Origin of the sequence: uncultured Salinicola sp., from assembly GCF_937921195.1 — a bacterium.
In the GTDB taxonomy this organism is placed as follows: Bacteria; Pseudomonadota; Gammaproteobacteria; order Pseudomonadales; family Halomonadaceae; genus Salinicola.
On the sequence record NZ_CALFQK010000098.1, the window covers coordinates 98,173 to 122,889 of the forward strand.

Sequence of the window (24,717 nt, forward strand, 5' to 3'; positions counted from 1 at the left end):
CTGTGATGAGGACGTCATCTCGGCGGCAGGCCGAAATCCTCCGGTCGGGGCCACTGATCGGGGATGTCGCCACGTTGCCAGGATCTGAAGAGATCCCTTTTCCATTCCCTGCGTCGGGACATGTATTCCGCTCCGTCCAGTCCGCTTTCGAGGTGTTCCTTGGCAAGCACCGGATTGAGCTCCTCGAGTATGTCGAGCGCCGCACGGAGGTCAGCGATCTCGTCCTGCATCATGGGCACGAGATCTCCGCTCCAGTGGCGGCGCTCTCCGTTGGAGCCCATGAGCTTGCCCAGGACGGTTGCTAGCTCGCCCTGTTCCTCGACGGTCTTGCCGACGCCTGGCCATATGTCCTGTCCGAGGGAGTAGGGGCCCGGGGTGTTCTCGCAGCAATTACCGGTGGTCCCGTCGTTGCTGGGGGAGTCGGAATCCTGTCCATGGTCCATGTGTTAATCCTTGCCTATGCAGGGGAATGACCCCGCATGAAGTGATCGAGTGCCTCCGAAGCGTTCATTCACGACGTCTTCCGAAAGGAAGGCACGTTCCAGCCCTGCTTCCTTCGGTCATGATTCCTCATGCCGACCTCCATGGCCGTCATGTTGGGGCTTATCCGGTAGCCTGCCTCCTTGGATGTCAGGCCGCGTTTCTGTAGCGCGATCAGGATGACATCGCGCTGCTGGGCGCGCTCGTGGAAGGGTGTCCGAGCCGCGTTTCCGTTCGCCCTGATCTCTGCGACCTCCGCAGGTGACACGAGGGCGCTCGACCAGGCCTGCCTGTGCATCGTGAAGACGAGATCGCTGGCGAGGCCTCCGCCGGAGACGTGATCCTCCAGACGCTCCCTTGCTGCTGCTGTCGCGGAGATCTCGTCGTCATGTTCCTGGGACAGGGAAAGACGGAAACCGAAATCCTGATAGAAGGGCACGAGATGGAAGAAGTCGCCTTCGATCTCTTGGGATATCGGGATGCCCGCCGCATCCGCCATCTCGAGCAGTTCGCCCAGAACATGGAGCTCCGCATCCTCGATGCCGGTCTCGGTCACGCCCATGCGGAAGGTGATGTTGCCCTTGGCATCGTATGAGACGCTCAGGCTGGCTCCCAGCATGTCGGAGCGCAGATCAATCGCGTAGTGGATCGCACGCGCGAGGATCTGGCGTCGCTTGGTCTGTTCGATCAGCTTTCCATCGGTCAGTTCCATGGTGTCTCCGTCTATGTCGGGAATGGTTGTCGTCCTGGCTGTTCTCGCTCAAGCGCACGGCATGCCGCGCGCTTGAGGCGCTCCATGGAGCCCGCACACCGTTGGGCATGCGAGCAGTTCTCTTGTTCTTGGATCTAATCACGTCGTGGGGAGCTCGAGGGGCCGTCAGGGACCCTCGTCCCTCGAGGGGCGGGTGAGGGTGGTTTGACTACTTCAGCGATGATCAGGCTTCATCGGAATGCTGGTCATAACTGTGTTTTTAGGATAGGGATTACGGGCTCTTTTGATGCAGCCAATCAGGCGCTATCTCACTGTCGGTTTTACAAGGGATCAGAAATGCCATTGGGGACAGCTAAGAGTGCATCCGAGGAAAATGACACCACTCTTAAGCTTCTGAAACTTGTAAGAGGAAATCTGGTCATTAGCCAGCCTCACCAGCGTGAACCATGGCCTAAGTCAGGCTGTGAATACATCTTTGTAAATGCGAAATATGAAATTCTCAATGGGAAGGCTGGGGGAGCAAGAATTCCACGCAAGGAGCTGATGGAGAAATATATCGCAGCGAAAAGAGGTCTTGATCATATGGCGGCAGCTGATGTGGTAGACGCCATAATCAGAGAAGATGTTGTTGATAGGATTGTTGACGCTGTTTGGGAATGTGGAGTTGCTCCAATCATCGTTTACCCAAGCCCAGGCTTCGAGGATCATGATTCGATAAATGGCTCTGGACCGAGCTTAAAATCTATGAATGCATTGCCTGCTGCTTATGCATCATATCTCCAAAAAACTCTGGGAGGTGAGGTGGATAATCGAATCCACCAGAAGGCACGCGTAGGTAGGACCGGCATGTCAGGTATGGCCAGATTCGTCTGGCAGCCGGCTTTCGAAGGAGAGGTCTTGCCTGGAAAGCCTTATGTGGTAGTAGAGGACATGGTCACCCTAGGAGGAACGTTGGCCTGCTTGACCAGTTACATTCATAAGAATGGCGGTAAGGTGATTGCGGTTACGTCGCTCGGAAGCTCGAAAGGCCTATTGACCTCACCTCTGGCGTTGAGAGATAATACGTTATCGAGATTATTTCGGGTTTATAGCGAGCGGTTTTCAACATTCTGGATGGAGACGATAGGTCATGCTGGTGAACATCTCACAGATGAGGAGGGCTGCTTTCTCGCCGACTTCGCGGAGCGATGGGCTGCCACTGGTCCCCGGTTCGGAGACACGCAATTACAGCGACTCAGAAATGCGCTCGTTAGCGTCTGCGAAAAGGGAAAATGACTTAGTTGCTCAACGGATTAGCAATGAGAGAGGAAGACAGATTCATCCTAGGCTTGCAGGACGACTGGCCTAAAGATTACTAGATGTCCTTAAATCCAAGGGCATTGGCAATCCCCAGCTTCGTCGTTCCGATCGCCGCAAGATCCAACTTCAGTCCAGCCCTAAAGCTGTTTCCGCTCGCTTGCGCACCGTCGCCGACGCGCCGAATAATTTCTTGCAAGACATCGACGTAACCTTCCTTGCTCAACCGCCCGCCCGGTATGCCTTTCTGGTCGATCCGCACCAGCATGGGCGCATCGCCCTTAGTCGAGCATGTCGAAATCTTTTCCCTCCAATTCACCCAGTCACGGATGAATGCCATCGTATCGGGAGATACGTATCTAGGAGCTTGTTCGACGAGCGCCGTTGGCATGAGACGGAATGTCGCCTGCCCGCTGCCGTCCGGCATTGTTAGGACGTCACCGATATTGAGGCGCACATAGTCCGAGCGGTTGCGGCCGGTATCGGCGCCGAGGCCGAGTATGACCTTGGCACGTAGTGCCCAACCACTTTCATCGTCTTTTAGTCTTTGCAGCATTGCGATGATCGAGCCAGGCAGAGGATTGTCGCGCACGATATCTGCAATGTCACCCTTCAGCCGTAGCGGGACGATCGACTTGGGTCGTGAGCCGCGTTCACGGTAGAGCGCCTTCATCTCGCTGGTGACGAGCAGGTGCTTCGTCGGATCGGCGATCTCGAGGACCTTCACGTGCAGATCGGAGATGACAGCGAGCATGCGCTTCAGGGTCTGTGGTGTGAGTGGCTTGCCAGAGCGGCCAGAGGAAGCCTGTTTGCGGATGAAGTCGCGGATGGAAGAGGATTCAGCTGGCGCAATGGGTACGTTGCCCATGACCGTCTTCCATGAGGCTATGGTGCCGTCATGGAATTGCCTGCCGCTGCCCGTGAGGCTGGAGAGATAGGCCGCCATTCGCTTGCAGCTGTAATCGCTAGCATGGATGACCTTCATTTCGCCACGATCTTCTTCTCCTGAGCATCGTAGCGATGCTGGCCGATCTTGCGCTGAAGGATGAGCTGGATGGCCTCGTCGACGATCTCCGGGGTGAGCAGGAACCACTCGCGGATGGTCGTCTTCTTCCCAAATCCGTCAGTCATCTCCTGGAGGACGGCGGCCTCGGAGAAGAAGGCATGGAGAGCACCCTCGACATCCTTGGGCTCGTATCCGACCAGGTCCCATTGCCGCACCAGATGCGCCGGTTGACGAAGGAATGTCGGGTCATTGCTTGCTCCGGCCACGCGCCTTGCAGGATTCCCCTTTGTCCTGCCGATCTTGAGGATGTCCTTGGCATACCCTCGGGGCTCGTCTCCTAGAGTGCGCGCAGCGTAGATGCAGCCGGTGCGGCGCGTGTCGGGCGTCGAGGCGAACAACCCGTCCCCCTGCATCTTCCCGTCGGGTTCCGCGATGCGCCTCGAATTGGGATCGCGCCAGAGGGCCTTGCTGAATGATTCGACATAGGGCTCGTATTCGGTGCCGTTGTCGATCACGACCCGCAGGCGCTTGCGGGGCAGACCGACCTCGTCATGCACGTCGAGGATGTCGGCGATGGTAGAGATCTGTCCGTCGACAATGAAGGAATCGCCCTTCTCGACCTGGCGGGCACCAGCGGTGCCGATGAGACGCCGACGCCCCGTGTTGATATCCTCTCGGAGCCTGGCGAAGGCCGCCTTCCAGACTCCGAAGACCTCGCAGCGCCGCCGTTCCGTGATCTCCCCGGTGATGCGTCTGGCACCCTTGCGTCGTTCCTCCATCCTGTCGAGGAGGTCCTGATCGATCTCGGTAGGCGCATCCGACAGGCCGTAGGCGTCGGAGAACAGTGGGTCATCGGATGCCAATGCGTCGGCCAGCGTCATCGGGCGTGGGACCGGAGCCGTCAGGAGCCCATGATGATCGATCGGCGTGAGCTGCCTGACCTTGTCCGGGTTCTCCCTGAAGGCCTGGAGCGACCAGGCGAGCTGCTGCTCGGACCCCGTGGCGTCGGCCGAGGGTTCGCGGCCATGCTCCTCGCGGAAGGCGTTTATCTCCGCCATCCGGGATTCCATCGGATTGGAGGGTCTGGTCGCGACTGGCTTCTTCTCCGGAGGATCGAAAATGCCACCGAGCGAATCGAGGCGATCTGGATCGAGCTTGCCCATGCGTCAGTCCGTGATACCCGATGCGACGTCGGCATCTGCCCGCCCCTGTGCGCTATCCTGGGCCTTCCGCTCGTTGGCGAGCTGGGCCTTCTTGTTTCTGATGATACGCAGCGCGATCGCCATGTTTCGTTCCCTAGGGCTTTCCGCATCGACGTCCGGTTCACGGCTGTTCTCGGTGTGGAAGCGCTTGATGTCTTCCACCCAAGCATTAGCTTCTTCTTCTGTCATAGATTGACGTCTCACCGAAAAGTGCGACTTGATCTGCTTCAGCATCCCCTCGTCGAGCTGCTTGGAGAGGATGCGATAGGAGTCCCGCCACGGATCGACCGAGCGGATGAGATTGATGTCGATCTCGCCGATATCCAGATTACGTGAGAGGTCCACGAGTGTCTTGGACGTCGCCTTGGCCTGACGTTCGGAATGCTCCTCCTCCGCCCGGGTCCGGCTGTCAGACCCCCCTTCGAGATCGAGTCCCGCTTGGCGGGCTTCCGCCATGATGCGCTGACGCGCGGTCATGTCGACGAGGGCATGATCGGTGAGGGCCGGGATGTCCTCCTCGGGGACGTCGGGAAAGTTCTTCGCGATGATGTCGGGGACGATGACATCGGGGACGTAGTTGTCCGGCAGGCTTCCCGGATTGAAGGCTCCCATCTGGACCCGTTCATCGAGGATGATGAGTCGCTGGATGTCGTCCATCTTGTCGAGCGCGGCAAGGCCGGCGGGACTGGTAGGCCTTGAGAGATTGGTCACGCGGGCGATGCCGATCGGATTGTGCTCCGCAGGTTCGATCTTGGTCATGTCGATGCCGGGCGAGGTCGCCTCGCCTTCCGGCGTGTCCGTGCCTGGCCGCGTGCGGAAGTTGAGGTTGGGGGCCATCACCTGCTCCATGAGGAGCGAGGACGCGATGGCCTTGAGATGGTCGTTGACCTGCTCGCGCACCGAGGAGAGAGCCTCGTCCGGCTCCGAGATGAGGTTGGTGAACTGGGCATGCGTCTTGCCTGGTGCGTCGCGTGTCGTCCGTCCGATGATCTGGACGACCTCGGTCATGGAGCCGCGTACACCGACGGTGACGGCGTGCTCGCACCAGATCCAGTCGAAGCCTTCCTTGGCCATGCCGAGCGCGATGATGAAATCGACATCATCCTTGCCCTTGACCGATCGCAGGGCGGCGAGCGTGTTGGCCTGCGAGGATTCGGTGACCAGATCCGCGATCCGCAGGATGCGGCCATCGGGCGTCTCTACGACGATGTAGGGGCTACCGGCCTCCTGCAGTTCGGCCTTGTTCTTCCCGATCTTCCCGATCACGTCGTTGACGGCCTCGAGCTTGTCGATATCGCCGGCGGTCGCGGATCGCACCGACGGGATGTGGACGATCGTCTTCTTCGTGGTGTCGAGCAGACCGCCGATGGCGTCGAGCCAGTGACCCGAATAGAAACGGTAGTCCAGGCCGAGCGTCTTCAGATGTTCGTAGCCCGAGAGCTGCTCATAGTAGGTGTAGGTGACGTGCGTAAAGCGAGCTTCGTCCTCCGGGCGCATGACGGGGATGCGATCGCCGCGGAAGTAGCTACCGGTCATGGCGACCATGTGGGTCCTGCCATTGGATACGACGTCCCGCACGAGGCCGCCCAGCTTGGACTCCTCGTCGGCTGAGCCGTGATGGAACTCGTCGATGGCGATAAGGCATCCTTCGAGACTTTCCTTCCACTCGCTGCCTTCGGAATACGGTGAAGCGATACTGTTTCCGTCGATGTCCTTGGACATGGCAGACCAGGCGTGCCGGAGGGTGGCGTGTGTGCAGATGATGACCCTGTTCGAGATGTCGGATCCGGGATCGGAGTCGATGAAATCCTTGAGGCGCCCGACCTTGTTCGAATCATCGCCGCTGATGGCGCACAGATCGTTCCGGACCGCGACGTTCCAGTCCTCTTCGAATCCTCCCGTCGCGAGATCGGTCTGCCCGAACGATGCGCCGATTGACTTCTCGGGGACGGCGATGATGACCTTCGAGATGCCCTGGTGCTTGAGCTTGTCGATGGCGAGAAACATGAGCGCTCGGCTCTTTCCGGATGCCGGCGGGGACTTGATCAGGAGATACTGCTCGTCGCGCTTCGCGTAGGCCTTGGCCTGCATGGCGCGCATACCCCTGAAGTCGGTCTTGGTCGAAGCGCCGTCGTGACCGTAGCGGATAGTGGTAGAGAGTTCCTGCATGTCGTCGTATCCCTGTTGCCTGTGACGGCGTTAGCGTTTCTTGGTCTTGGCGTCGTGCCGTTTTTTCATCTTCTCGTATTCGCGGAAGAGCCAGGCAAGACGCTCAGCGTCGTCGTTGAAGGCTCGGCCGATGCACATTGTTTCGTATTCGAGGTCGAGCGCCTCATGTGCTATCTTGAGCTCTACCGGCATATCCTTGCCGTAGAGCCAGGCAAGCGTCTTCCCCTCGTCGAAATAAGGTCGACGGGCCTTGAGAATGGCAAGGGCGCAGGTGTCGAGGACCTTCTTGCGATCATCCGTCAGGATGGGGACAGGGAAAGTGTTGTAGACGAGTGTATTAGAGAATCGAGTGCTCTGACCCAAGGTGCCTCCGACAACGTGGAGCCATTGATGCATCATACGGCCTGATAGTATGCTGATAAGCCACATGGGAGGGTTTGGAATCATAAAGGCACTGTTAGTAACAATGAGATCAGATGCGACTCCGACGGTAAACACATCCCGATCCTCCGAAACGTGGCATGGGATTATCATTACCGTAGAATGATGGCCTCTATTCTCGGCAAAAGCATGAGCCTTATCAGCCATCGCTATTGTTTGTGTCTTAGAACTATTGCGACGAACATTCTTTACTAATTCAATGCGAAGTGCAATGGCCGGTATTTTGACAGCTTGTTCTAGATATGCATCGTCTATCCATAAACAGTAGCGCTCTAAACCATACAACAACTCTCGCGTGCCCATTACAGGCTTTATGAATATATCTGCTTCTGGATATTCCTCGATGATACGGTCACGATCTTCGCGAGTCATAAGAAGATGGCCGCCATCATTAGGCATGTTACCTAATGTGACATCAGGTAAACCATTCATAGGTGAAGTAGATTTCTCTATAAAAACATCAGGGCCATCTATTAGATATGCATTGATATTTTCGACATTGTGCGAAACGATATCTGCGTTGATATTTTTTCCACTAACGAGATGAAGGCGCTTGTCGCCCTTCTCCTTAATAGTGTCATCCTTTCGGCGCATAGCAATAATGGCACATGATACACCGGCATTCTTGGCGGCTGAATTGCGCCACTTGAAGCTAGTGTGAGCGGAAAAAATTTCGACGTTTTGTTTAGTGATCCAAGGCCATAGAGTCGAAACCGACTCTCCCTGACAAAGAGAATCGGTCGTTACGAGCGAGCCACGACTTCCATGATCGCGAATATGGTCCACCATGAGCTTGAACCAAGCGGAAACGTAATCGAGATTTCTCCAGTTCTGGAGGCTATTCTGGAAGACAAGATCCATCTCCGCTTTGTGTATCGCCTGTTGTGCGCCTCCCTTGGATCCGAGATAGGGCGGATTGCCAACGATATAGATGTCACCGTCATCTGTATTGGCAGGTGAAACCACGAGATCCCAATCCATCTCTAGTGCTGATTCCTGATGGATATCCCCGGCATCATGCAGCGGGAGCATTGGCATAGGCGTGAGGCCGATCTCGCTCATGAGGCGATCTGCTTGAATCTGGCTAATCCAGAGAGAGAGGCGTGCAGTCCGGCAGGCGAAGTCGTTAGGCTCAATGCCATGGAAGTGGTCGAGCTTGATCTTGCTCTGCCTAGTCATATCGAGCTGACCCTGTCCTAATGCGGCCAGAGCTTCGCGCTCGATACGGCGGATCTCGCGATAGGCGATGATAAGGAAATTGCCCGACCCACATGCAGGGTCGAAGACATGGATATTCGCCAGGCGATCAATAAGTGATTCAAGCGCTTTACGGTCGGTGCGACGCTGAGCATCCTCGAGCTCCTCTTCGAGACGATCGAGGAATAGCGGACCCAACACCTTCATGATATTCTTGACGCTGGTGTAGTGCATGCCGAATTCGGAGCGTTCAGCGTCTCCAGCCACAGCTTGGATCATGGATCCGAAAATGTCGGCGTTGATATCCTTCCAGTTGAGGTCGATTGCTTTCATGAGAGCTCGGCGTGCCCGACCATCGAAATCGGGGATCTGAAGATCGGCGGCGAACAGATCGCCATTGACGTAGCGCAGCCTCTGGAAACGCGGGGCGAAGTTTGTTCTATGCGGATCATCTAGCGGCATATTCAGAATTCGAAACGCTTTCTGGAGCGCAGCTTTCATATCTGAGCCATCCTTGCGAACAGCTTCGCCGGCGATCATTGAAGCGAAGGGTTGCTCCGGCTTCTTACCGCTGGTTGGCGACCATTCTGGATCGAAAATGCCGGCATCGTCAGCGTAGAGGCAGAAGAGGATACGCGTTGCGAAGGTATTGAGCGCCTCCTGCAGGGAATCATCAGCCCATTGCGGGTCGTAAGCGCGAATCGCATCCACGATCTCTCGCATATGCCGAGCTGCTTTCACATCGGCCTCCTGCTCGGCCGGCGCAATGTAGCGCTCCTTCCCGGCGAGCGGTAAAAGAAGGTCGTATTCCGCTTGGAGATTGGAGATCTCGTCGCCCCTGAGAGTCTCGCCGGTTTTCAGGTCCTCGATACGCAGGGCGGCACCGTCCGTGACGATTAGGAACCGCGGCGCGTTCTTTCCAGGTGTCTTCTTACGGTTCTGTTCCGACTTCAGGGAAGCCATGACATCGTCGACATGATTGCCACCGCTTGCCGCGCGGTAATGGATCAGTTTCGGGACGATGAGATCCGCCACATTCCCGACGAGGTCCGCACTGTCATAACCCTGCTCGAGCCGCCGGATTCGCGTGTCGTTCATTCCGTAGGCGCGCAAGACGTCGAACGGGAAGGCAGCCAGGAAAGCCGGAGTCCGAGTGGCCGACTGTGCCAACTCACCGAGATTGTCGATAAGCGTCTTCTCGTTCAGCTTGCTCATGAATTGATACCCCTGTTGATGTCGTCGATGAGATCGTCGATCTGTTTTCCGCGTTGCTGGAGGAGGACGAGGAGCTTGGGCAGCACGTCGTCGGGCTTGGCCGCATAAGTTCGGTTAAGCCAGTTCTGAAGAGTTCGGTAGGTGATGCCGAGATCATCGGCGATGGCGCGCTTCCAGCGCTCGCCGTAGAGGGCGAGGCCAGCGTGCTCGAGAAGGAGGAGAAATTCGTCCTGTGTCACCTTCACGCTTATAGGAAGGTGATTGTCAGGATAACAAGGGATTATTGGAATGAGTTCAATCAGATTTGCACACAAAACGAAAAAGGGAATCTGAAACCGTTCCTGGTGCGACCGCTACAGGGTCTACGTTATTGGGAGAAATAGAGTCGCTATCTAATACGCCTCCACGGTGATCATAGATTATCCAGTTTAGAAGATGAAGTTCTCTATCTGAACAGCTAACGCTCCACCTGACTAAGCGATAGTGATCTTTGACTGAATGGTTTTTACTCTGGTCAACCCTAACCCATACCTTAATATCATTGTAGGAGTTCTGTATGCTATCTTGAATTACATAGTAGACTGAGCCATCGGATGTTGAGGCATAGCGAATTTCACGACCCTGATTTTGTGCACGCGCTGCAGATGAGAAGCTAAGCGCAAGCGCGATGAAAAGTAAAATTCTACCCACGGCATAATCTCCCTGTTAGGGATAGCCTATCCTGAAAACTCAGCGCTGCCAATAGCCCAAACCGCACGTCCCCTTGGACCCCGGACCGGCTGGATAGATGAGATTTCAGAGAGCTGCGATCTTCTTCGAGATATCCGCTGCGACGGCTGCTATATCATCCTTTCCGATGATCCAGTTCCTGTATATCCGGTTCCATTTTCCCTTCCCCTTGCATGCCCCTTTCACGATCTCGATCACATCGGGATGCGCCGGGTTGCGCACAGCATAGTCGCCGCCGATGTCACGGATGGTGATCTCGCCATGAGGCGTAGGAATTGTCTCGGGAATTGAGTAATAGGCGCTGGCCAGCTTTCTCCGTCGAGGAAGCACTGCCACCTTCTGAGGCCTAGCGGCGACGCCAGCGAGACCCATGCGCGCCGGCCAGTCGAATGTAGCGGGCCTGTTGGCCTTGCAGATCCGCTTCCCGAGATCACGCAGCTTCATCTCGTCCATGCCGGATATCGCGAAGCGTCCGAGCATCATGAGGGTGCCACCGAGGCCGATCGCTTCTGTCTGGTCGTCCACCCACTGGCGGAAGTTGTCGGACTTGATGACGTTCTCACCTGGCCGCAGGTGCTTGCGGTTGATCGCCGATCGGGGATTGACCAGGACGACGGGGACGACCTTGTTGATGCCGGTGATCTCATGGGTCCTGAGCCACCGCTCGAAGGCGATCACCTGACGCTGCGCCTGGGCGACGGGGGAAGCGATGGAGACGGGCTTCCGGCCGTAGTAGATCGTCCATTCATGATGCTCGTTGCAGTGGAGGTTTCCCGAGTAGTTCTTGGTCTCGAGGATCCACGCGATGCCTTGGACGCGGTTGATGACGAGATGGTCGATCTGAGCGAAGTCGCCATCGCTGCATTCCAGACGGATGTCATGGAGGACCGCGGTCTTGGTCGAATCGCGGAACTCGCGATCGAGGAAGTGCGCGGCTGTGCCTTCTCCGCTCTTCCCCTTCCGTATGTTCGCGATTTCGTTCTGGGCTTTCTTGGCGCAGGAGGGATGTATCCGCGCCAGACGTTCGAGCTCGGCGATATCGGTGGAGCGGTCCGTGGCGGCCTTCAGGATCACCAGCGCTCTCCCTTCCCGGGGGTTTCACGAACGGTGACCTCGCTCGACTTCTTTGGCCGCAGGAGAAGGTATCCACCCCAGATGATCGAGATCTGCAGGATCATCAGCCAGGGCATGAAGATCATGATCAGGCTGAAAAGCGTCCACCCTCCAGCGATGTAGATCATTGCCTTGGGCGCTGCATACCGGGCGATGACCAGTGTCAGCACGATGAATATCTGGAACAGCAGGACAGGCATACGGCATTCCCCTTTCGAGTGGACGTATCCTGAAAATTCATGGCTGCCAATAGGCTTGGATGCGGGTCTTCTGTAAGAATGGGAATGCACTGGGGTTCAACGGCAGATATGCATCAGGGCTCCTTCCATGATCCTTGTTCCAGTACAAGGACCGCGCGGTCGTCGGGGGACTCGAATGTCCATTCGGTGCCTTCGCCTCTCCTGCGCCAACGCATGGTGACTTTCCGGAAGCGGTAGCGATGAATTGAAGGCATGATGGCCTCCAGATACGCATGTTTCGCGGCATTGCGGATGAGCGGTGCTCCGTAGATGAGAACCTCGCTCTGGTCAGCGCCGAGCACCTGCACTTCTATGTCATGTTTCCACATGCGATCGTTGAGTATCTTCCCGTAAGCTGCGCGCAGCTGAGGGAATCGTGCCTGCTGAACATTGGAGAGCCATGTGCCATAGGCATTGCGTTGTGTGACCTGATCGGCGGCAAGAGGAAGGTCAGCACCTTCGTGATATCGTCGAGCAAGGATGTCTATCAGATCCGATTCGAGGGCAAGGCTGGTTTCGGTGTTCAGATCCTCCTCCACGATCAGAACACCAGTCACGCGGCTCTTCTGGTTCTCGAGCTTGGCGACATAGGTCTGACCTTGACTGGGGCGTTTGGATTTATGTCCTTGTCTTTCGTTGATTACGGGAGAGGAAAGAGCACTCGCCGATGAGCCCGTCTGCTGCCGAGGTGGCTCGACTGGGTTAATCCAACTCGAGAATATGTAGAATGCTGTCCAGGTCAGGGAGACCGTCCGCGCCAGTATTGAATACCCCGGCCGCAGGGTGAACCACGCGAATATGATGGGAAGCAGTATGATCCCCAGGGCCAGCTTCCATCCCACACTGCGTTGGTCCTGAGATGTCATTCCGATTATCCTCTGCGCACCAGCTCAATCTCTGGGATTGATTGTCTCGCTCCAGGCGGCCTCCTGAAGGCGTCGCAGGGATGCCTCATAGATCTCCACGAGACCGCGGAAGGTCATGCTCGGCAGTCCGTATTTCACGTTTCTATCGAACTTGAGTATGAGTTGGTGGGTGAATCCGGGAATCGGCGGATCTCTCTCGAGCCGAATGACGGGAGCCACCGGTTCGACATTGTTCCATTCCACGATGAATTCCATGGGGACGACGATATTGTGGATGAAGGAAACGAACTTCAGGGTCTCTCCATCGAGGCCGAGGGAGTAATCTAGCGTCTCGAAGCGACTGGCGACGGAGTGATGCACGCCATCCACCTTCCCGACCCTGACGGGAGTCGTTATTCTGCCGATCCTCTGCATCAGCCTCGCCAAGGATGCTTGATCGAATCTGTTGATGATCTGTGGTTCGGTCATGCTCATCCTCGGATTCAGTGTTTTACGATCGCTGTCAGATCGAGGTGCTTTTCCCAGGCGGTCAGTATGCGCCTCACCGAACCTGCGATGATGGGCATGTCATCGGACATGTGGATGGTATGCCTGACGATGAGAGTTCGTCCGGGAAGACCGTAAGCCAGCGCGAAGTAGTTGTTGCGCAGATGGAAGTTCTGCATCTCTCGTATGTCGGGATCTTCCTTGAGATCGAACTTCTGCAGGATGGTCAGTATTGCGCCGTCCCAGAGCATCATCAGCTTGAGACCCCCGCGCTGCACTCGAAGTCGTTGGACCCTCTTGCCCTCTAGAAATGCGTCTTCGGCTCTTTCCACGTGGAATCCATGTGCGCTTATCGAGGGCTGAAGCTCCTTGAGAGTGCATATGAGATCAGTGTCCTTGTGGACGAGCTTTGATATCCAGCCCATACGAGAAATCCTTTTTCCCTGATTTCAGCCGAAGATGATGCTGAAGAGCCAGATCACGCCCAGGATGGGTATGAGCCATACTGCGATCTGAAGCATGCACCCCATTGAGGCACACCCCATCTGGGCGCCGCCCTCGACAGCGCCAGCGGCTCGCTCGCCTTTTCCGCTGCCCATGAATCCGATGACCGCACCGACGCATACGCAGATCAATATGATGGTGATTATGGTGCCCATGACTTGCTCCCTGTCTCAGGTTTTCTATCCTGAAAATTGATCTGTGCCAATAGGCTTGGATATTCCTTTGCATCCGTATTCCGGGTCATTCCGCTCATCCGACATGAGGGAAACTTATTCGCAGCTGACCAGGTACTTCCCGTCTGTCCCCATGTCTGCGTTGCATTTCGCGATATCGGATGTTCCGTCGACAAAGCCGAGGCTGACATTGCCCTTCATGGTCGAGCGACTCGTTATGATGAAATCGGCATCCGCGGACATGATGCTATCGTCTGAAACATACTTGTCCTCCATCATTCTTTCGATATCGCGCGCGTCGGCTTGCTGGAAGCCTGACAGCGACCATGACGCATAGGGAATACCGATCAATACGATCGGCGCGAGTATGCACACGCCTTGCGCCAAGAAGAGCTTGCCCTTGCCGAATCCATCGAAATGGCCTTGTCCTTTGCGCCAAGCGAACAATGCGTTGCCGATCAGCATGGTCACCGCCATGAACGCGTAGTAGTGCCATGAATTGCCCATGTGCGAAGCCCTTTCGGGCCGTCTTATAGGATGACCTTTCCTGATCAGAAAGTTCTCTTCAGCGGCGCGCCGTCACTAAGTGATCGCCGCATGTCATAGAATCGTCGATGAAGCGTTGAATCGGCAGTCACTCGGTCCCAAGGCTTATCGTGCGCTGATTGCCTGTTCGAGTGTCGCTCTGTCCTTAGTGTGAGCCAGTCGGGAAAGACCTCCTAAGGAAGCGATTTTCTCGTTTAGATAGTCCTCTCGATGCTCGATCGGAAGGATTTCGGAGTGATCTCGCAAGATCTTCTTGCTCTTCGCCTCCATGGAAGGGAAGTCGGATTCCTCATATATCCGCTCGGCGATCTCGGAATTGAAACTAGGAGGTGGTGGTCGCGGTGTTGTTCGCTTGGGGTCAGTGGTTACCTTGCGCACTCTAGGAGGGGGACTTTCCGCAGAAGAATGGCTTGGATTGATGCGAGGTGATTGACCAGCATACTGACCCAGCGTCGACCTATCGATTTTCTTTATTTCTCGTTGGCTAGTCGTAGCGGAAGAACGCTCGGTATCGTCCGAGGAGGAGATGGAGGAAGAAGGAGAATCTGGACGCTCTACCACTGATTCCAGCGCTACCGGCAAAGGAGGCTCAGGCTCGGACGAGATGACTGATCCATGATAGCGCTCGGAAGATTTGCCGTGCTCGTTGTGATGTGAGTCGAGTATCGCACGATAGTGTGCCTTCGAATCTCTGAAGGCAAGCTGCCTTATTTCATCGTAAGACGCCCCCCCGGATATGATGGCGTCTCGTCTCGCGCCTTCGTTGTGAGGTCGCGATTTCCACTCATCGATATCGTGATCGGATATATCCGTGCTTATGCCAGGCCCCTGAAAAAGCGGACGGATGATATTGTCTATGATCTTATGACGTTCATAAATATCCAGTAGTGCGCGCGGCACCACAGGTCTTCTCGTGCTGCCGGTTAGAACGCCTCGGTTGATGAGGGATTCTATGAAGAAATCTGTGGCCGAATTGCGTTTCCCGAAATTGCCAGGAGAAACTTTCACTTCCTTGAGAAGTGTTTCGTCCTGTTCATCGTCATTGAACGGTATGATATAGCCCTTGACGCGTTCACAAGGGTGTTCTCGTGGTTTACGTTGGGTGGACCATCGTTGGTCCATTCCTTCTCTTATGAGATTTCTCATGAGATCCGTCTGCCACCACTTCCTGTGTCCAGCCATCCAGTGGTCAAAAGGAGTCTCGATGTCGAGATGATCCTGAAGACCCATGTCTCTTGCGAAGGCGTCCAGTCTTTTTTCATCGATCGGATCCCATTCAGGAGGACGTCCGCTTCTGATTCTCTCCAATATCGATGCGACGCGCCTCCTTTCGGCTTCGATTTCCTGCTGTCGGGCTTCTTCTTTTTCTCTCCACTGGCGCTCGCGCAATTTCATCCATCGTGGGTGGGAAAGCCAGATTCTGTGCGCCGTCTCAAGGATCAGTTTCTCCAGATTGGGGTCACTGACATCATCACGGTTGAATTCTATGCACATCGACCTGTAGCCCGCCTTCTGGTAGGCATTCACCTTTCTCTCGGTGATGGTGGAAGTGACGACTATCTCGATTATCAGATAGGATCCGGTTTCCTCTTCTGTGATAATCGCGAAAGGAGAATCCTCGTCATCGAATATGTCTCTTGCTTCCTTCGCGAGCAGATCGGCCCTCCACCTGGTCGGAATGAAGGCTTCTTCGGTTATGCTTTCACAATGCATCCAGCGTGCGGATTCGAGTTCTCTGGAGCCGGCATTGTCAGGATCGTTGTTCAGGGCGGGTAGCATCACCCGCATCTTGTTCCTTATCAGCTCCTTGGCGACAGCATGCAGAAGACCTTCCGGTGTCCAATGATGGTCATTGTTCTTGTGGGCGAAATGGCTGCGGTTCTTGCCTGTGCGCGAACGTCGGAGGATTAGAGGCTGACTGCATTCCTCCTTGGGGCAGAGGCAGGGCTCAGTTGGCTTTCCTTCTGACTGAAGCACTTCGGAGATATGAACGAGCTGTCCGCCCTGAATCGCCCAGGGGTTTTTAAGGCTTCGCTCTCGCTTTGCTTTCGCCATTGTGCACCTCGAACATATTCGGCGCCAGATAGCATGAAAATTACGCGATAGGGAGTGGTTTCATCGTCATGCATGTCCCTTCAGTATCCATACCGCGTTCCATATTCGCCAGTGTGGGGATTCCTGTTGCCCAACGTGCTCCAGTTGTCATGAGTCGTTGAATTAGGAGCGGTCCGGTAGTGTCCCTGAACTGGTGTGCCATCGCTACGGACATAGGAGTCTACCCACACCTCTCCAGGTGTTTCGTAAGAATGAGATCCGCTATATGAGCCATTGTCGTAATAGTCGTAGTCATCATGGTATGCATATTCGTCATACTGACGTGACTGGTTGTTTTCCGGATCCGAGTAGTCGAGCAGATCAGGGTTGTCCTCCTCGTATGATCCTGAATTGGGTGAGACCGGTCGGTCAGGGTCTTCATACGACTGGACGCTCGCTATGTCATCTGTCGATGCGGATGCCCTCCGGGCCGCATCTGAAGCAGAGGAATGCTGCCTTCTATCGGTGTCGCGATCGAAAGCACCGAAGGCGCCGAGCAGGAACACGCAGAAAATGATCATCATCGGCAGACAGCCGAAGTAGAAGTCCATGTGCTTCTTGGATTTTTTTCGTTCCATGGGCGCCCCTTAACGGAGAAATTCCTATCCTCAAAGAAGGGATTGGGCAATCTGGATAAGAGCAGCCGGGAATGGTCTTGATTTCGCCGAGGAAGCCGGTCGTCCCTCTAACCAGGGTGCAGGGCGGCTGGCGCCCGCTTTCCGCTCCTTCCCTCTCTCACGTGACCAGAACGTCATCTTCCGTCTCGTTGACGCGGGAGAGACGGGCGAGGGAGTGGGCGGCCTCAAGGATGAGGGAGGCGTCCTGGAGGGTCACCTCGATCCGGTGGGGCCGCGGGTCGGTATTGTATCGGCTCCGGTACATGCGACCCTGGAATTCGCAGAGCCTGGAGACGAGGTCGTTTTGCAATCCTGGAACAGTGCGGAACTTAGTGGCGTAATCGGGAAGATCATTCCATTCCGGCATATCGTCTTCGTGCTGCGAGTCCCAGCATTCGGCGCATACGGCGACCCCGGATGGGGACAGGGCAAGGTCCTCGATCGGATGGCAGTTGTTTTCGTCATGGCAGGTCTCGCACTTGAACAGTGCCTCCTTCATGACCTGCGCCACAGCGAAGAGAGTCCCTGAGCCCTTCTGGGCGACGTGGTTGCTCAAAGCGGGTTCGGCATTGTTGGTGTCGGGCACTGGCTTTTCCTCGTTGGAATGGTGAAACAAGGCTGAATCGAGGTCGCGTAGGAAATCATTGCGTCCTGCCGAACTGTCCTGCCTGTTCTTGGAATTGAGGCAGAACAGCTCGGCGATTCCATCAATCGGTCAGGTTCGCGCTGAAGCGCTCATAAGCGATCCTCGCAGATCGCGAGAAAGTCTCGTAGGCCGAATCCTGAACACGCTGGATGTGGCCCGGGTTGTAAGGCCGGACGATGTCCTCGGCGTCACGGGTGAGAACTCTGGTATCGTCCTCCCCGAACATGCCCCCCAGGGATCCGGAGAAGAGCTTCTTCACGGCCCTGCTGTTGCGATGCTGGTCCGCTCCGTCGATAAGGCCGTAGTGATCTATAGCCATGAACGAGACAACGTCTTCGCCGATGTCCGTAGAGAGAGCACTGAGCAAGCGCCTCGCGATTCCTTTGCTGCGATGGCCACGGTCGACTACCAAGGATTCGAGGACGAGGATCCCGCCCTCGATGAAGCGGTCCTCCTCGCTGATCATGAGCATCGCGGTCTCGTCTCCGATATCGGCCTCGAACAGCCGGTTTGCGAGATCACGTGTGTCGAGGTAGCCGAGTCGACCCGGCAGATACAAGGTCGCGACCGCAACGCCGATGGTCTTCCGTCCGTCCTTGACGACCGCTTCCATGGCTATCATCTCGGCACCTATCGACATAAAGTCGGGGACGCCAAACTCGTCCTTTTCGGCCTCGGGATCGACCCAGTCACCATCGCCTTCGCTCTCCGGCCGGCTATCCGGGTCCTGAACGTAATCGGCGTAGCGGAGCGTGCTCACCTCCACTCCGTCAACGATGATGTGCCTGGCCCTTGTGGCCTCGCTGCCGGTCAATGCGAAACTCCAGTGTCCGTTGATCGGATCCTGAATTCCTGGCCCGCTGGCCAGAAGGGCTCTGTCTCCGTCCGGCTCAGGGATGATGTCAGCCGCGATGGCGCCAGCCAGTCCGGACTTTCCATGGGCGAGCAGGTATTCGGTCATTCGAGAATGGAAAGTGCCAGCCGGCGCATTGGGGGTTCCGACAACGGCCGTAAGGTGGTGCCAGTCCCTGTAGCCGGCATAACGCGCCACGGTCTCGTTCGCGACCGATGCCTTGAGGGAGTGATTGCGCGCGATGCGCTTGGATGCAAGGCGTGCGCCTGAGATATTGTCGAACATCTTACGTCTCCTCGGGCCCATGGGACCGCCGGCTGGACCACTTGCCCGGGATGGACGAAGATGGTTGATTGTTGTCTGGTAGACTGTGTGACGATGCGGATGCATGGGACTGCCGGCCCCGAGGCGTCGTCTCGCCTCGATGGCTTTTATGCACCCAAGTCGGCAGATTCGCAAGAGATTTTCTGCTGCAGTCGTACTCAGGGTCTACTGGGCAGCCACGGTCAACCGCGTCGCGAGCGTCATGATGACCGACCTCATGCCGATGATGGTTCCGCTCCCCATGGCCTCCAATGATGGATGGTCGATCAGATGTTGCTCCGTGGCATCCACGAGATGCCACCACCATTCGGCCACACCTGCATCATCCGATTGAGTTACCTCAGACAAGGCGGCCGCAATCTTCGTCAATCCGGTGTCATTGCTGACAATGCCGGGAAGGATGTCTTCCCGGTTCTCCGAGAGGATCAACGTGGCGATGCATGCTCCGAGCTCGGCAGCGGTTCTGGCCGTCTTGGCATTTGGTCCGGCTCCTAGCCATAGCCCTGCGTGGAGCATGGCGCGCCGTTCCTCATGTGCCTCTGACGGATCTCTGTTGGCCGGAAGCATGAAGGCCCTCCGGACGGCGGTCGGATCGATCGTCCGGTTGATCATGGCATGGTATGCCGGGGAAGGTGCGATGCTCATGTGTTCTTTTAGGACAAGACGACAGCATTAGGAAGATATGCTCCCCTCTATCAAGAGGGGAGCATGGCCAGCCTCGCTGACTCACGCTCCTCGATCTCCCGGTCGGCTTCAACGGCTCTTTCGGTCAGCCGCGGGAGGCCTCCTCGCAGATCATACCCAGGACGACGGAGCTGACGGATCCGCGTAGCTTCCCGAAGACCCCTGAAATGCGGTCCGTGTTCTCGTTCATGGTCATGTATTCCTCTTCTGTCGGGAGGTCCTTGTAGGACAGCGATTCCGTGATCGGCAAGCGGGCCGTCTTCCGTATGCGCCTTTTGGGGGGAGGCGGGCTGGAGGCCTGTCACTGACCGGATGGCATGTCGAGGTACTCGCCGGCCGTGTTGAATGCCATGTGCGGAAAGCGCAGCACCACCCGATGATATGGATCGTTCCTCTCCCGCAGATAGCACGCCGCGCAGGTCCTCCTGTAGGACGAGCCCGGATCCATGCGTCGAAGGCTTCCCGAACCGGCACGCTCCAGCGCCATGATGGAATAGAGGGACGTGAGGATCGCCCAGGACGTTCCGTGCTCCCCCTTCCCTTCGATCCGGTCCAGGATGGAAGGCCGCCTGCTTTCCGTGGCCTTCAGGATGCGGCATATGTCGTCGGATGCCCTTTCCTCGTATTCCTCGTGAGCCTCCTCGTCGATGTCCTCGTACCAGTCGAGAAGGCCTTCGGTCCCGTATCGCTCCTTCATCATCCAGACGAGTGACGAGGCATCGCGCCATGCGAAGTTGATGTATGCATCCATGGGATGGGTCAGCTCCGCGACTGCACCGGATGGTGATGCGACCCTTCGGGTCTTCCCTTGTCCGCCCGGACGATGACGGGCCTGACCCAGTTCAGTCTCGGCACGGTCCGGCCCGGACCCGTCCAGTAGAGGTGGTAGTGACCGCGGCGCCAGTGCGACGCCGTCCCCTCGCCGGCTTCTCCTTCCGATCGTTCCTTCGCTTCGACGGCCTCCTTGCGCCCGGCCACGACGATCGGCAGGACGCCGATCCTGTGCATCTCGGCCCTCGCGTTCCTGCGGTCGCGCTGGCTGCCCGTCGAGGCTTTCTGGGCGAGTTTTGCCGGCGGCCGGGGGCTGTAGTCCACATCGAGTTCGGGTTCGGTCGAGAGGTAGCACATCAGGTTGACGATCAGCCCGAGTGCCTTCGCCCCGGCCTCCGCGCCTTCCTCGTGCCTGTCGGCCCGGATCGCGTTGTTGCGCTCGCCCACGGATACGACATGACGACCGGCGGCATTGCCGTGCTCGGGATGGGCGTTGATCTCTTCCGCGGCCTTGCGGAGATTCCCCGATTCGGCGTGGGCGAGGAGTTCCGCGACGCGGGCCTCGACGCAGCGCTGCGTGAACCCGGCGACGGTCTCGTCCGCTTCCATCTCGGCGCCGTAGAAGTAGACGGGCTCCGGCGTCATCGGCCAGGTGGTCCGGCGCGGCTGGACGTCGGTCCTGCGCGTGGTGATCGCGATCTGCATGATGCCGGATATCCGCATGTCGACATAGGCCCCGTCGACCTCGTTCGGATCGCCTGGCAGGGAGATGCCGTTTCCTTCCGGAAGGGCGATGTAGAGCAGGGGATGCGTCCAGCGCACCATGTCCATCGGCACGTCGCCTGCATCGGTCTCGCGCAGAAGGTCCAGCAGGGCCGGATCCATGGCGACCACGTTGCGGTTGCCGTTCCAGAAGCTCGACGCGTAGGTCGAGAGGGAGAGCTCCGGCGTCAGGAAGTCCATGGGCGTCTCGGGACGGTCATCCCGGGGCAGGCGCATGATGGCGGGATTGTAGCGCATCATGATGGACTGGAACATCTGCTGGAACTCGGACTGTGTCACGCCGCCCCGCGGGTCGGCGTGCTTACGGGCGGAGATGACGTCCTTCGCGTATGGCTTGGTCTGCTTCCATCGCACGGGATGGACGTCCTCGAAGCGGGTCTTCTTGTGATACATGATTGTCCCCTGTGTCTTGCTCGTGGTGATTTCGTAGGATGGTCTACCCCCAGAAGCCCATTCGCCGGGAAGTGTCCCCTCTAGCCGGGAGGCGGGCGGCCGTGGTGGATCACTTCTCGGCGAATGCGGCGAGGGACCGGGCCATCTCCTGATCGTGGAGCCTGTTCTCTTCGCTGCATATGACCGCCATCCGCTCGAAGTCCTCGGGTCCGAGACCGGCTTCTTCCAGGGATGCGACGGTGACCGGCCATATGCCTTCCACATCGAGACGCCCGAGTATGCGTTCTATCCATCTCATGGGGAGGAGTGCCGTTCTGGCGGTGTCCTCCGCCCGCCGTCCGCAGATGTCCGCGGCGAATGCCGTCAACACCATGCGGTGAACGGGATCGGTCCGGTCCACCGCGCAGCCGAGCATGTTCCTCGCCCTGCGTTCGACATCCTTGCGTCTTCGTCCTGTCTCGGTCAGTCGTCGATCGCTGCTGTGCCAGCCGGCCTTCCGGTAGATGTCGTAGAGACGGTGCATCGGCATTCCCTGGACCAATACGCCTGCCTCCTTCGGAGGTATGTCGGCGGCCAGGCACATGGCTAGCATCCTACGATCCCGTGATCCGATGCCATGCGAGGGTCTTCCCCTCTTCCCTTTCCGCCGAGGTGCCTTCTCTGCTGTGTCCCGGGTCTCCAGGCCGAGCTTGTGGGCCTTCGCGTAGATGGCGCGTTCCGTCCGCGAGCCTCCCAGTCGGGATCGTATCCGTGAGATGGCGTGTTTTTCTTCGTATCCTTCGCGCAGGATCCTTATCTCTTCCTCGCTCCAGTCGTGCTTGGCCTTGTTAGGGGTAAGGCCCATCTCGACGAGCCTGGTCACGATGGCGGTTCTTCCCTTGCCGTCGAGTTTCCTGCTTATGGCGGTAGGTACGAGTCCCTGCCCATGCATGTCGACCAGACGGGCATCCTCGCGCCTGGTCCAGTTGGTGGTTCTCGCCATATCCGGTTTTCCTTTCTCGGAATCCTGTCGGGTGATCTCCAGGGAATCCTGGCCGTATCACTTCGTCTTCCATCCCTCTTCTGTCGCGCGCGGATGGTCCGCGAGGATCTGGCCGAGCGTACGGCGCTTCCTGGTGGACTTCAGTCCGATCCGCGTGATCTTCCCGTCGACCCTGAACCTCGTGACCCTCAGGCCCTCGAGGAAGGGATGTTCCACCAGTTGGAGCGGGTCCTTGTTCGTCCCCAGTCTGGTGAGGACCGCCTGCGGGATCGACTGCAGGATGTCGAGCGTCATGCCGCGGATCTCCACGGGAGCCTCGAACCTGACTGACGCGGTCAGGTTTCCGGGTGTGACGTGGATGCTGCGTACTCCGGGGAACCGGTCGTCATGGCGCAGCCGGTATTCGAGCTTGTGGCCCCGTGCGCAGCGTTCCAGTATGTTCCGCACGTCCTCCTCGTGTACCCTCGTCAGGATGCTCTCGCATATCCGCGAGGCCGACCTGTCGGCGAGCGCACGGAGCAGGGGGTCGGGTATCGCGGTCATGATCGTGCTCCCTTGTCATGCGAGATCGGGATGGACTAGGCGGATGGACGGGGAGCCTCCCTCCAGTCCCGGACCTCGACCTGGACCCCGCTGAGATCCACGAACTCCATGATGCAGCGCGGCAGGTTCGGATCCTCCGGCGTCCCGAAGATCTCCGCTGCGTCTTCCGGTGTGTCGCCCTGCGACAGCCAGCGCTCGGTCGCGGCCTTGTGGAGAAGCCGGGGGTCGAGAATCCCGAGCGACATGCGCATATCCATTTCGATGGGGTCGGTCTCGGATTCGTTCGTTGTCTCGGTTCTCATGGAATTCTCCTTTCCTTGTGCTTGCCTTCGGGTCGTATCGGCCTACCGCCCGCTCTCGGGGTCGACCCAGTCCCGGCCACGCCAGGAGTCGATCTCGGAAGGGGCGATGCTGTCCCGCATGTTGCCGACCATGATATCGTGCATCGATCCGTGCATGGGGTCGAACGCGGCCATGAGCACATCCATGCGCTCCTTGCGCTCCTTCTTCTTCCACGAGCAGAACATGCCACCGAGCGGATCGACCTTGTCGATGACGCTCTCGACCCTCGTGTTCAGGTGCGTCATCCTGGCTTCGATCGCGGGAGCCGCTGCACCGAACTGGTCGGCGAGCGCGGTCTCGACGACGGCCTCGAGATCGTAGGCGCATGCCTGGTGCGTCTTGCTGGAGGGGCCCCAGGCGAGGGCCTGGCGAAGCTGCCTGGTCTGGACGAGCAGCATGGGCCAGATGATCCTCACACCGTAACGCACTCCGATCTCCGGATAGTGCTTGGGCGGCTGGATGATGTCGCGCATCTGTTCGTAGGCCTTTCGCAGGTCGTAGGCGAGCGCGAGGAGGTTCTCGCTCTCCTTGTGCTCCATGCGTTCGTCTCCGGCCATCTGATGGATGGTCTCGTGCAGCGCGCGTAGGGAGTGATAGTCTCCCTCCAGCCGGATGCCTGCGAGGTTCTTCATCGGGGTGTAGCTCAGCATGATGTTCTCCTGTGGGTTTTGGGGAATTGATCGGTTGGATTGTATCTGCGTGTTGACAGCTCATCGCATCCGCGATTATGAGGATCGTCATGAACACGATTCGTCTCGCCCTTGCCCCCGTGGCAGCAGTCGTCGGCGCCGCCGCGGTGGTCGCGGTCGCCTAGACCCCGGACGTGTTCCATGCGTCCGGGAAGGCCGGACGCGAGTATCCTCTCAAGTCCAGCATCACGAGACGCAGCGCAGGGATCGATGTGTTCCTGTGAGATCTCGATCGGCTGCCGCATGTCGGCAGGGTTGATCGTGATGATCGCCTGATCGCGCCCGTAGCTCAGCGGTAGAGCGCCGCCTTGACATGGCGGAGGTCGCTGGTTCGAGACCAGCCGGACGCACCAGGCATGCAGACGGTTCATGACGGGGCCTTAGCTCAGCTGGGAGAGCACCTGCTTTGCAAGCAGGGGGTCATCGGTTCGATCCCGATAGGCTCCACCATGAACCGCCCGCGGCCCGTTAGCTCAGTGGTAGAGCGCCTCGTTCACATCGAGGATGCCGGCGGTTCGAATCCGTCACGGGCCACCATCCTGTTCGGGGCCGTAGCTCAGCCGGGAGAGCGCCTGCATGGCATGCAGGAGGTCAGGGGTTCGATCCCCCTCGGCTCCACCAG

Annotated in this window: 27 protein-coding genes and 4 tRNA genes; 5 read left to right on the top strand and 26 right to left on the bottom strand. The window is 57.7% G+C overall.

The window, feature by feature from the left end:
* Positions 1–14: 14 nt before the first annotated feature.
* Both Q0602_RS09235 and Q0602_RS09240 read right to left on the bottom strand, forming a co-directional pair.
* Positions 15–443 carry a hypothetical protein gene (locus tag Q0602_RS09235; protein ID WP_298841955.1) on the bottom strand — a complete coding sequence of 143 codons (429 nt, stop codon included), beginning with the start codon at positions 441–443 and terminating at the stop codon, positions 15–17.
* 68 nt (positions 444–511) lie between these two features.
* Positions 512–1,192: a hypothetical protein gene (locus Q0602_RS09240; protein WP_298841958.1), complete on the bottom strand. Its 681-nt coding sequence runs from the start codon at positions 1,190–1,192 to the stop codon at positions 512–514.
* A gap of 336 nt (positions 1,193–1,528) precedes the next feature.
* On the opposite strand from Q0602_RS09240, the gene Q0602_RS09245 reads away from it, so the two are divergent.
* Positions 1,529–2,467 carry a phosphoribosyltransferase gene (locus Q0602_RS09245; protein WP_298841961.1) on the top strand — a complete coding sequence of 313 codons (939 nt, stop codon included), beginning with the start codon at positions 1,529–1,531 and terminating at the stop codon, positions 2,465–2,467.
* 79 nt (positions 2,468–2,546) lie between these two features.
* Here Q0602_RS09245 and Q0602_RS09250 read toward each other — a convergent pair whose 3' ends face one another.
* The 24 genes from Q0602_RS09250 to Q0602_RS09360 all read right to left on the bottom strand — a co-directional run bounded on the left by Q0602_RS09250 (position 2,547) and on the right by Q0602_RS09360 (position 24,056).
* Complete coding sequence (locus Q0602_RS09250) at positions 2,547–3,473, bottom strand: hypothetical protein (protein ID WP_298841964.1); 927 nt, start codon at positions 3,471–3,473, stop codon at positions 2,547–2,549.
* On the bottom strand, positions 3,470–4,552 hold the full coding sequence (locus Q0602_RS09255; RefSeq protein WP_298841966.1) for a GIY-YIG nuclease family protein: 1,083 nt from the start codon (positions 4,550–4,552) through the stop codon (positions 3,470–3,472). The genes Q0602_RS09250 and Q0602_RS09255 overlap by 4 nt, the downstream gene beginning before the upstream one ends.
* Before the next feature lie 108 nt (positions 4,553–4,660).
* On the bottom strand, positions 4,661–6,865 hold the full coding sequence (locus Q0602_RS09260; protein ID WP_298841968.1) for a DEAD/DEAH box helicase: 2,205 nt from the start codon (positions 6,863–6,865) through the stop codon (positions 4,661–4,663).
* Between the two features lie 30 nt (positions 6,866–6,895).
* Entirely contained in the window at positions 6,896–9,718 is a 2,823-nt protein-coding gene (locus Q0602_RS09265) for a DNA methyltransferase (protein ID WP_298841971.1), read from the bottom strand.
* Complete coding sequence (locus Q0602_RS09270) at positions 9,715–9,957, bottom strand: hypothetical protein (RefSeq protein WP_298841974.1); 243 nt, start codon at positions 9,955–9,957, stop codon at positions 9,715–9,717. The genes Q0602_RS09265 and Q0602_RS09270 overlap by 4 nt, the downstream gene beginning before the upstream one ends.
* Before the next feature lie 55 nt (positions 9,958–10,012).
* Positions 10,013–10,408, bottom strand: coding sequence for a surface-adhesin E family protein (locus tag Q0602_RS25350; RefSeq protein ID WP_367276949.1), 396 nt, complete (start codon positions 10,406–10,408; stop codon positions 10,013–10,015).
* 105 nt (positions 10,409–10,513) lie between these two features.
* Positions 10,514–11,521 (bottom strand): nuclease-related domain-containing protein, encoded by a 1,008-nt coding sequence (locus tag Q0602_RS09275; RefSeq protein WP_298841977.1) that lies wholly within the window; start codon positions 11,519–11,521, stop codon positions 10,514–10,516.
* Positions 11,518–11,760, bottom strand: coding sequence for a hypothetical protein (locus Q0602_RS09280; RefSeq protein WP_298841980.1), 243 nt, complete (start codon positions 11,758–11,760; stop codon positions 11,518–11,520). The genes Q0602_RS09275 and Q0602_RS09280 overlap by 4 nt, the downstream gene beginning before the upstream one ends.
* 113 nt (positions 11,761–11,873) lie before the next feature.
* Positions 11,874–12,665 carry a hypothetical protein gene (locus Q0602_RS09285; RefSeq protein WP_298841983.1) on the bottom strand — a complete coding sequence of 264 codons (792 nt, stop codon included), beginning with the start codon at positions 12,663–12,665 and terminating at the stop codon, positions 11,874–11,876.
* 24 nt (positions 12,666–12,689) lie between these two features.
* On the bottom strand, positions 12,690–13,133 hold the full coding sequence (locus tag Q0602_RS09290) for a hypothetical protein (RefSeq protein WP_298841986.1): 444 nt from the start codon (positions 13,131–13,133) through the stop codon (positions 12,690–12,692).
* Between the two features lie 14 nt (positions 13,134–13,147).
* On the bottom strand, positions 13,148–13,576 hold the full coding sequence (locus Q0602_RS09295; protein ID WP_298841989.1) for a hypothetical protein: 429 nt from the start codon (positions 13,574–13,576) through the stop codon (positions 13,148–13,150).
* 24 nt (positions 13,577–13,600) lie between these two features.
* Positions 13,601–13,810, bottom strand: coding sequence for a hypothetical protein (locus Q0602_RS09300; protein WP_298841992.1), 210 nt, complete (start codon positions 13,808–13,810; stop codon positions 13,601–13,603).
* A gap of 114 nt (positions 13,811–13,924) precedes the next feature.
* Positions 13,925–14,335 (bottom strand): hypothetical protein, encoded by a 411-nt coding sequence (locus Q0602_RS09305; protein WP_298841995.1) that lies wholly within the window; start codon positions 14,333–14,335, stop codon positions 13,925–13,927.
* Positions 14,336–14,479: 144 nt separating this feature from the next.
* Positions 14,480–16,429 (bottom strand): hypothetical protein, encoded by a 1,950-nt coding sequence (locus Q0602_RS09310; RefSeq protein WP_298841998.1) that lies wholly within the window; start codon positions 16,427–16,429, stop codon positions 14,480–14,482.
* Between the two features lie 80 nt (positions 16,430–16,509).
* The gene (locus Q0602_RS09315) at positions 16,510–17,046 is read right to left on the bottom strand and encodes a hypothetical protein (RefSeq protein WP_298842001.1); all 537 of its coding nucleotides are present in this window, start codon (positions 17,044–17,046) and stop codon (positions 16,510–16,512) included.
* 157 nt (positions 17,047–17,203) lie between these two features.
* Positions 17,204–17,671 carry a hypothetical protein gene (locus Q0602_RS09320; protein WP_298842006.1) on the bottom strand — a complete coding sequence of 156 codons (468 nt, stop codon included), beginning with the start codon at positions 17,669–17,671 and terminating at the stop codon, positions 17,204–17,206.
* 121 nt (positions 17,672–17,792) lie between these two features.
* Entirely contained in the window at positions 17,793–18,869 is a 1,077-nt protein-coding gene (locus Q0602_RS09325; protein ID WP_298842009.1) for a hypothetical protein, read from the bottom strand.
* Positions 18,870–19,073: 204 nt separating this feature from the next.
* Positions 19,074–19,553, bottom strand: a complete 480-nt coding sequence (locus tag Q0602_RS09330) for a hypothetical protein (RefSeq protein ID WP_298842012.1) — start codon at positions 19,551–19,553, stop codon at positions 19,074–19,076.
* A gap of 340 nt (positions 19,554–19,893) precedes the next feature.
* A complete protein-coding gene (locus Q0602_RS09335; RefSeq protein ID WP_298842014.1) occupies positions 19,894–20,343 on the bottom strand; it encodes a hypothetical protein in 450 nt (149 codons plus the stop codon).
* A gap of 8 nt (positions 20,344–20,351) precedes the next feature.
* A complete protein-coding gene (locus tag Q0602_RS09340) occupies positions 20,352–21,539 on the bottom strand; it encodes a hypothetical protein (RefSeq protein ID WP_298842016.1) in 1,188 nt (395 codons plus the stop codon).
* A gap of 109 nt (positions 21,540–21,648) precedes the next feature.
* Positions 21,649–22,401, bottom strand: coding sequence for a hypothetical protein (locus Q0602_RS09345; protein ID WP_298842018.1), 753 nt, complete (start codon positions 22,399–22,401; stop codon positions 21,649–21,651).
* Between the two features lie 177 nt (positions 22,402–22,578).
* On the bottom strand, positions 22,579–23,064 hold the full coding sequence (locus Q0602_RS09350; protein ID WP_298842020.1) for a hypothetical protein: 486 nt from the start codon (positions 23,062–23,064) through the stop codon (positions 22,579–22,581).
* Between the two features lie 35 nt (positions 23,065–23,099).
* A complete protein-coding gene (locus tag Q0602_RS09355; protein ID WP_298842022.1) occupies positions 23,100–23,366 on the bottom strand; it encodes a hypothetical protein in 267 nt (88 codons plus the stop codon).
* A gap of 42 nt (positions 23,367–23,408) precedes the next feature.
* Complete coding sequence (locus tag Q0602_RS09360; RefSeq protein ID WP_298842024.1) at positions 23,409–24,056, bottom strand: hypothetical protein; 648 nt, start codon at positions 24,054–24,056, stop codon at positions 23,409–23,411.
* A gap of 317 nt (positions 24,057–24,373) precedes the next feature.
* Between Q0602_RS09360 and Q0602_RS09365 the strand changes: the two genes are divergently transcribed.
* The 4 genes from Q0602_RS09365 (at position 24,374) to Q0602_RS09380 (ending at position 24,716) form a co-directional block, all read left to right on the top strand.
* Positions 24,374–24,448: transfer RNA gene (locus Q0602_RS09365), tRNA-Val, on the top strand.
* A gap of 21 nt (positions 24,449–24,469) precedes the next feature.
* Positions 24,470–24,545 (top strand) — tRNA-Ala (locus Q0602_RS09370).
* Between the two features lie 12 nt (positions 24,546–24,557).
* Positions 24,558–24,632, top strand: a tRNA-Val gene (locus tag Q0602_RS09375).
* 8 nt (positions 24,633–24,640) lie between these two features.
* Positions 24,641–24,716 (top strand) — tRNA-Ala (locus Q0602_RS09380).
* Position 24,717 lies beyond the last annotated feature (1 nt).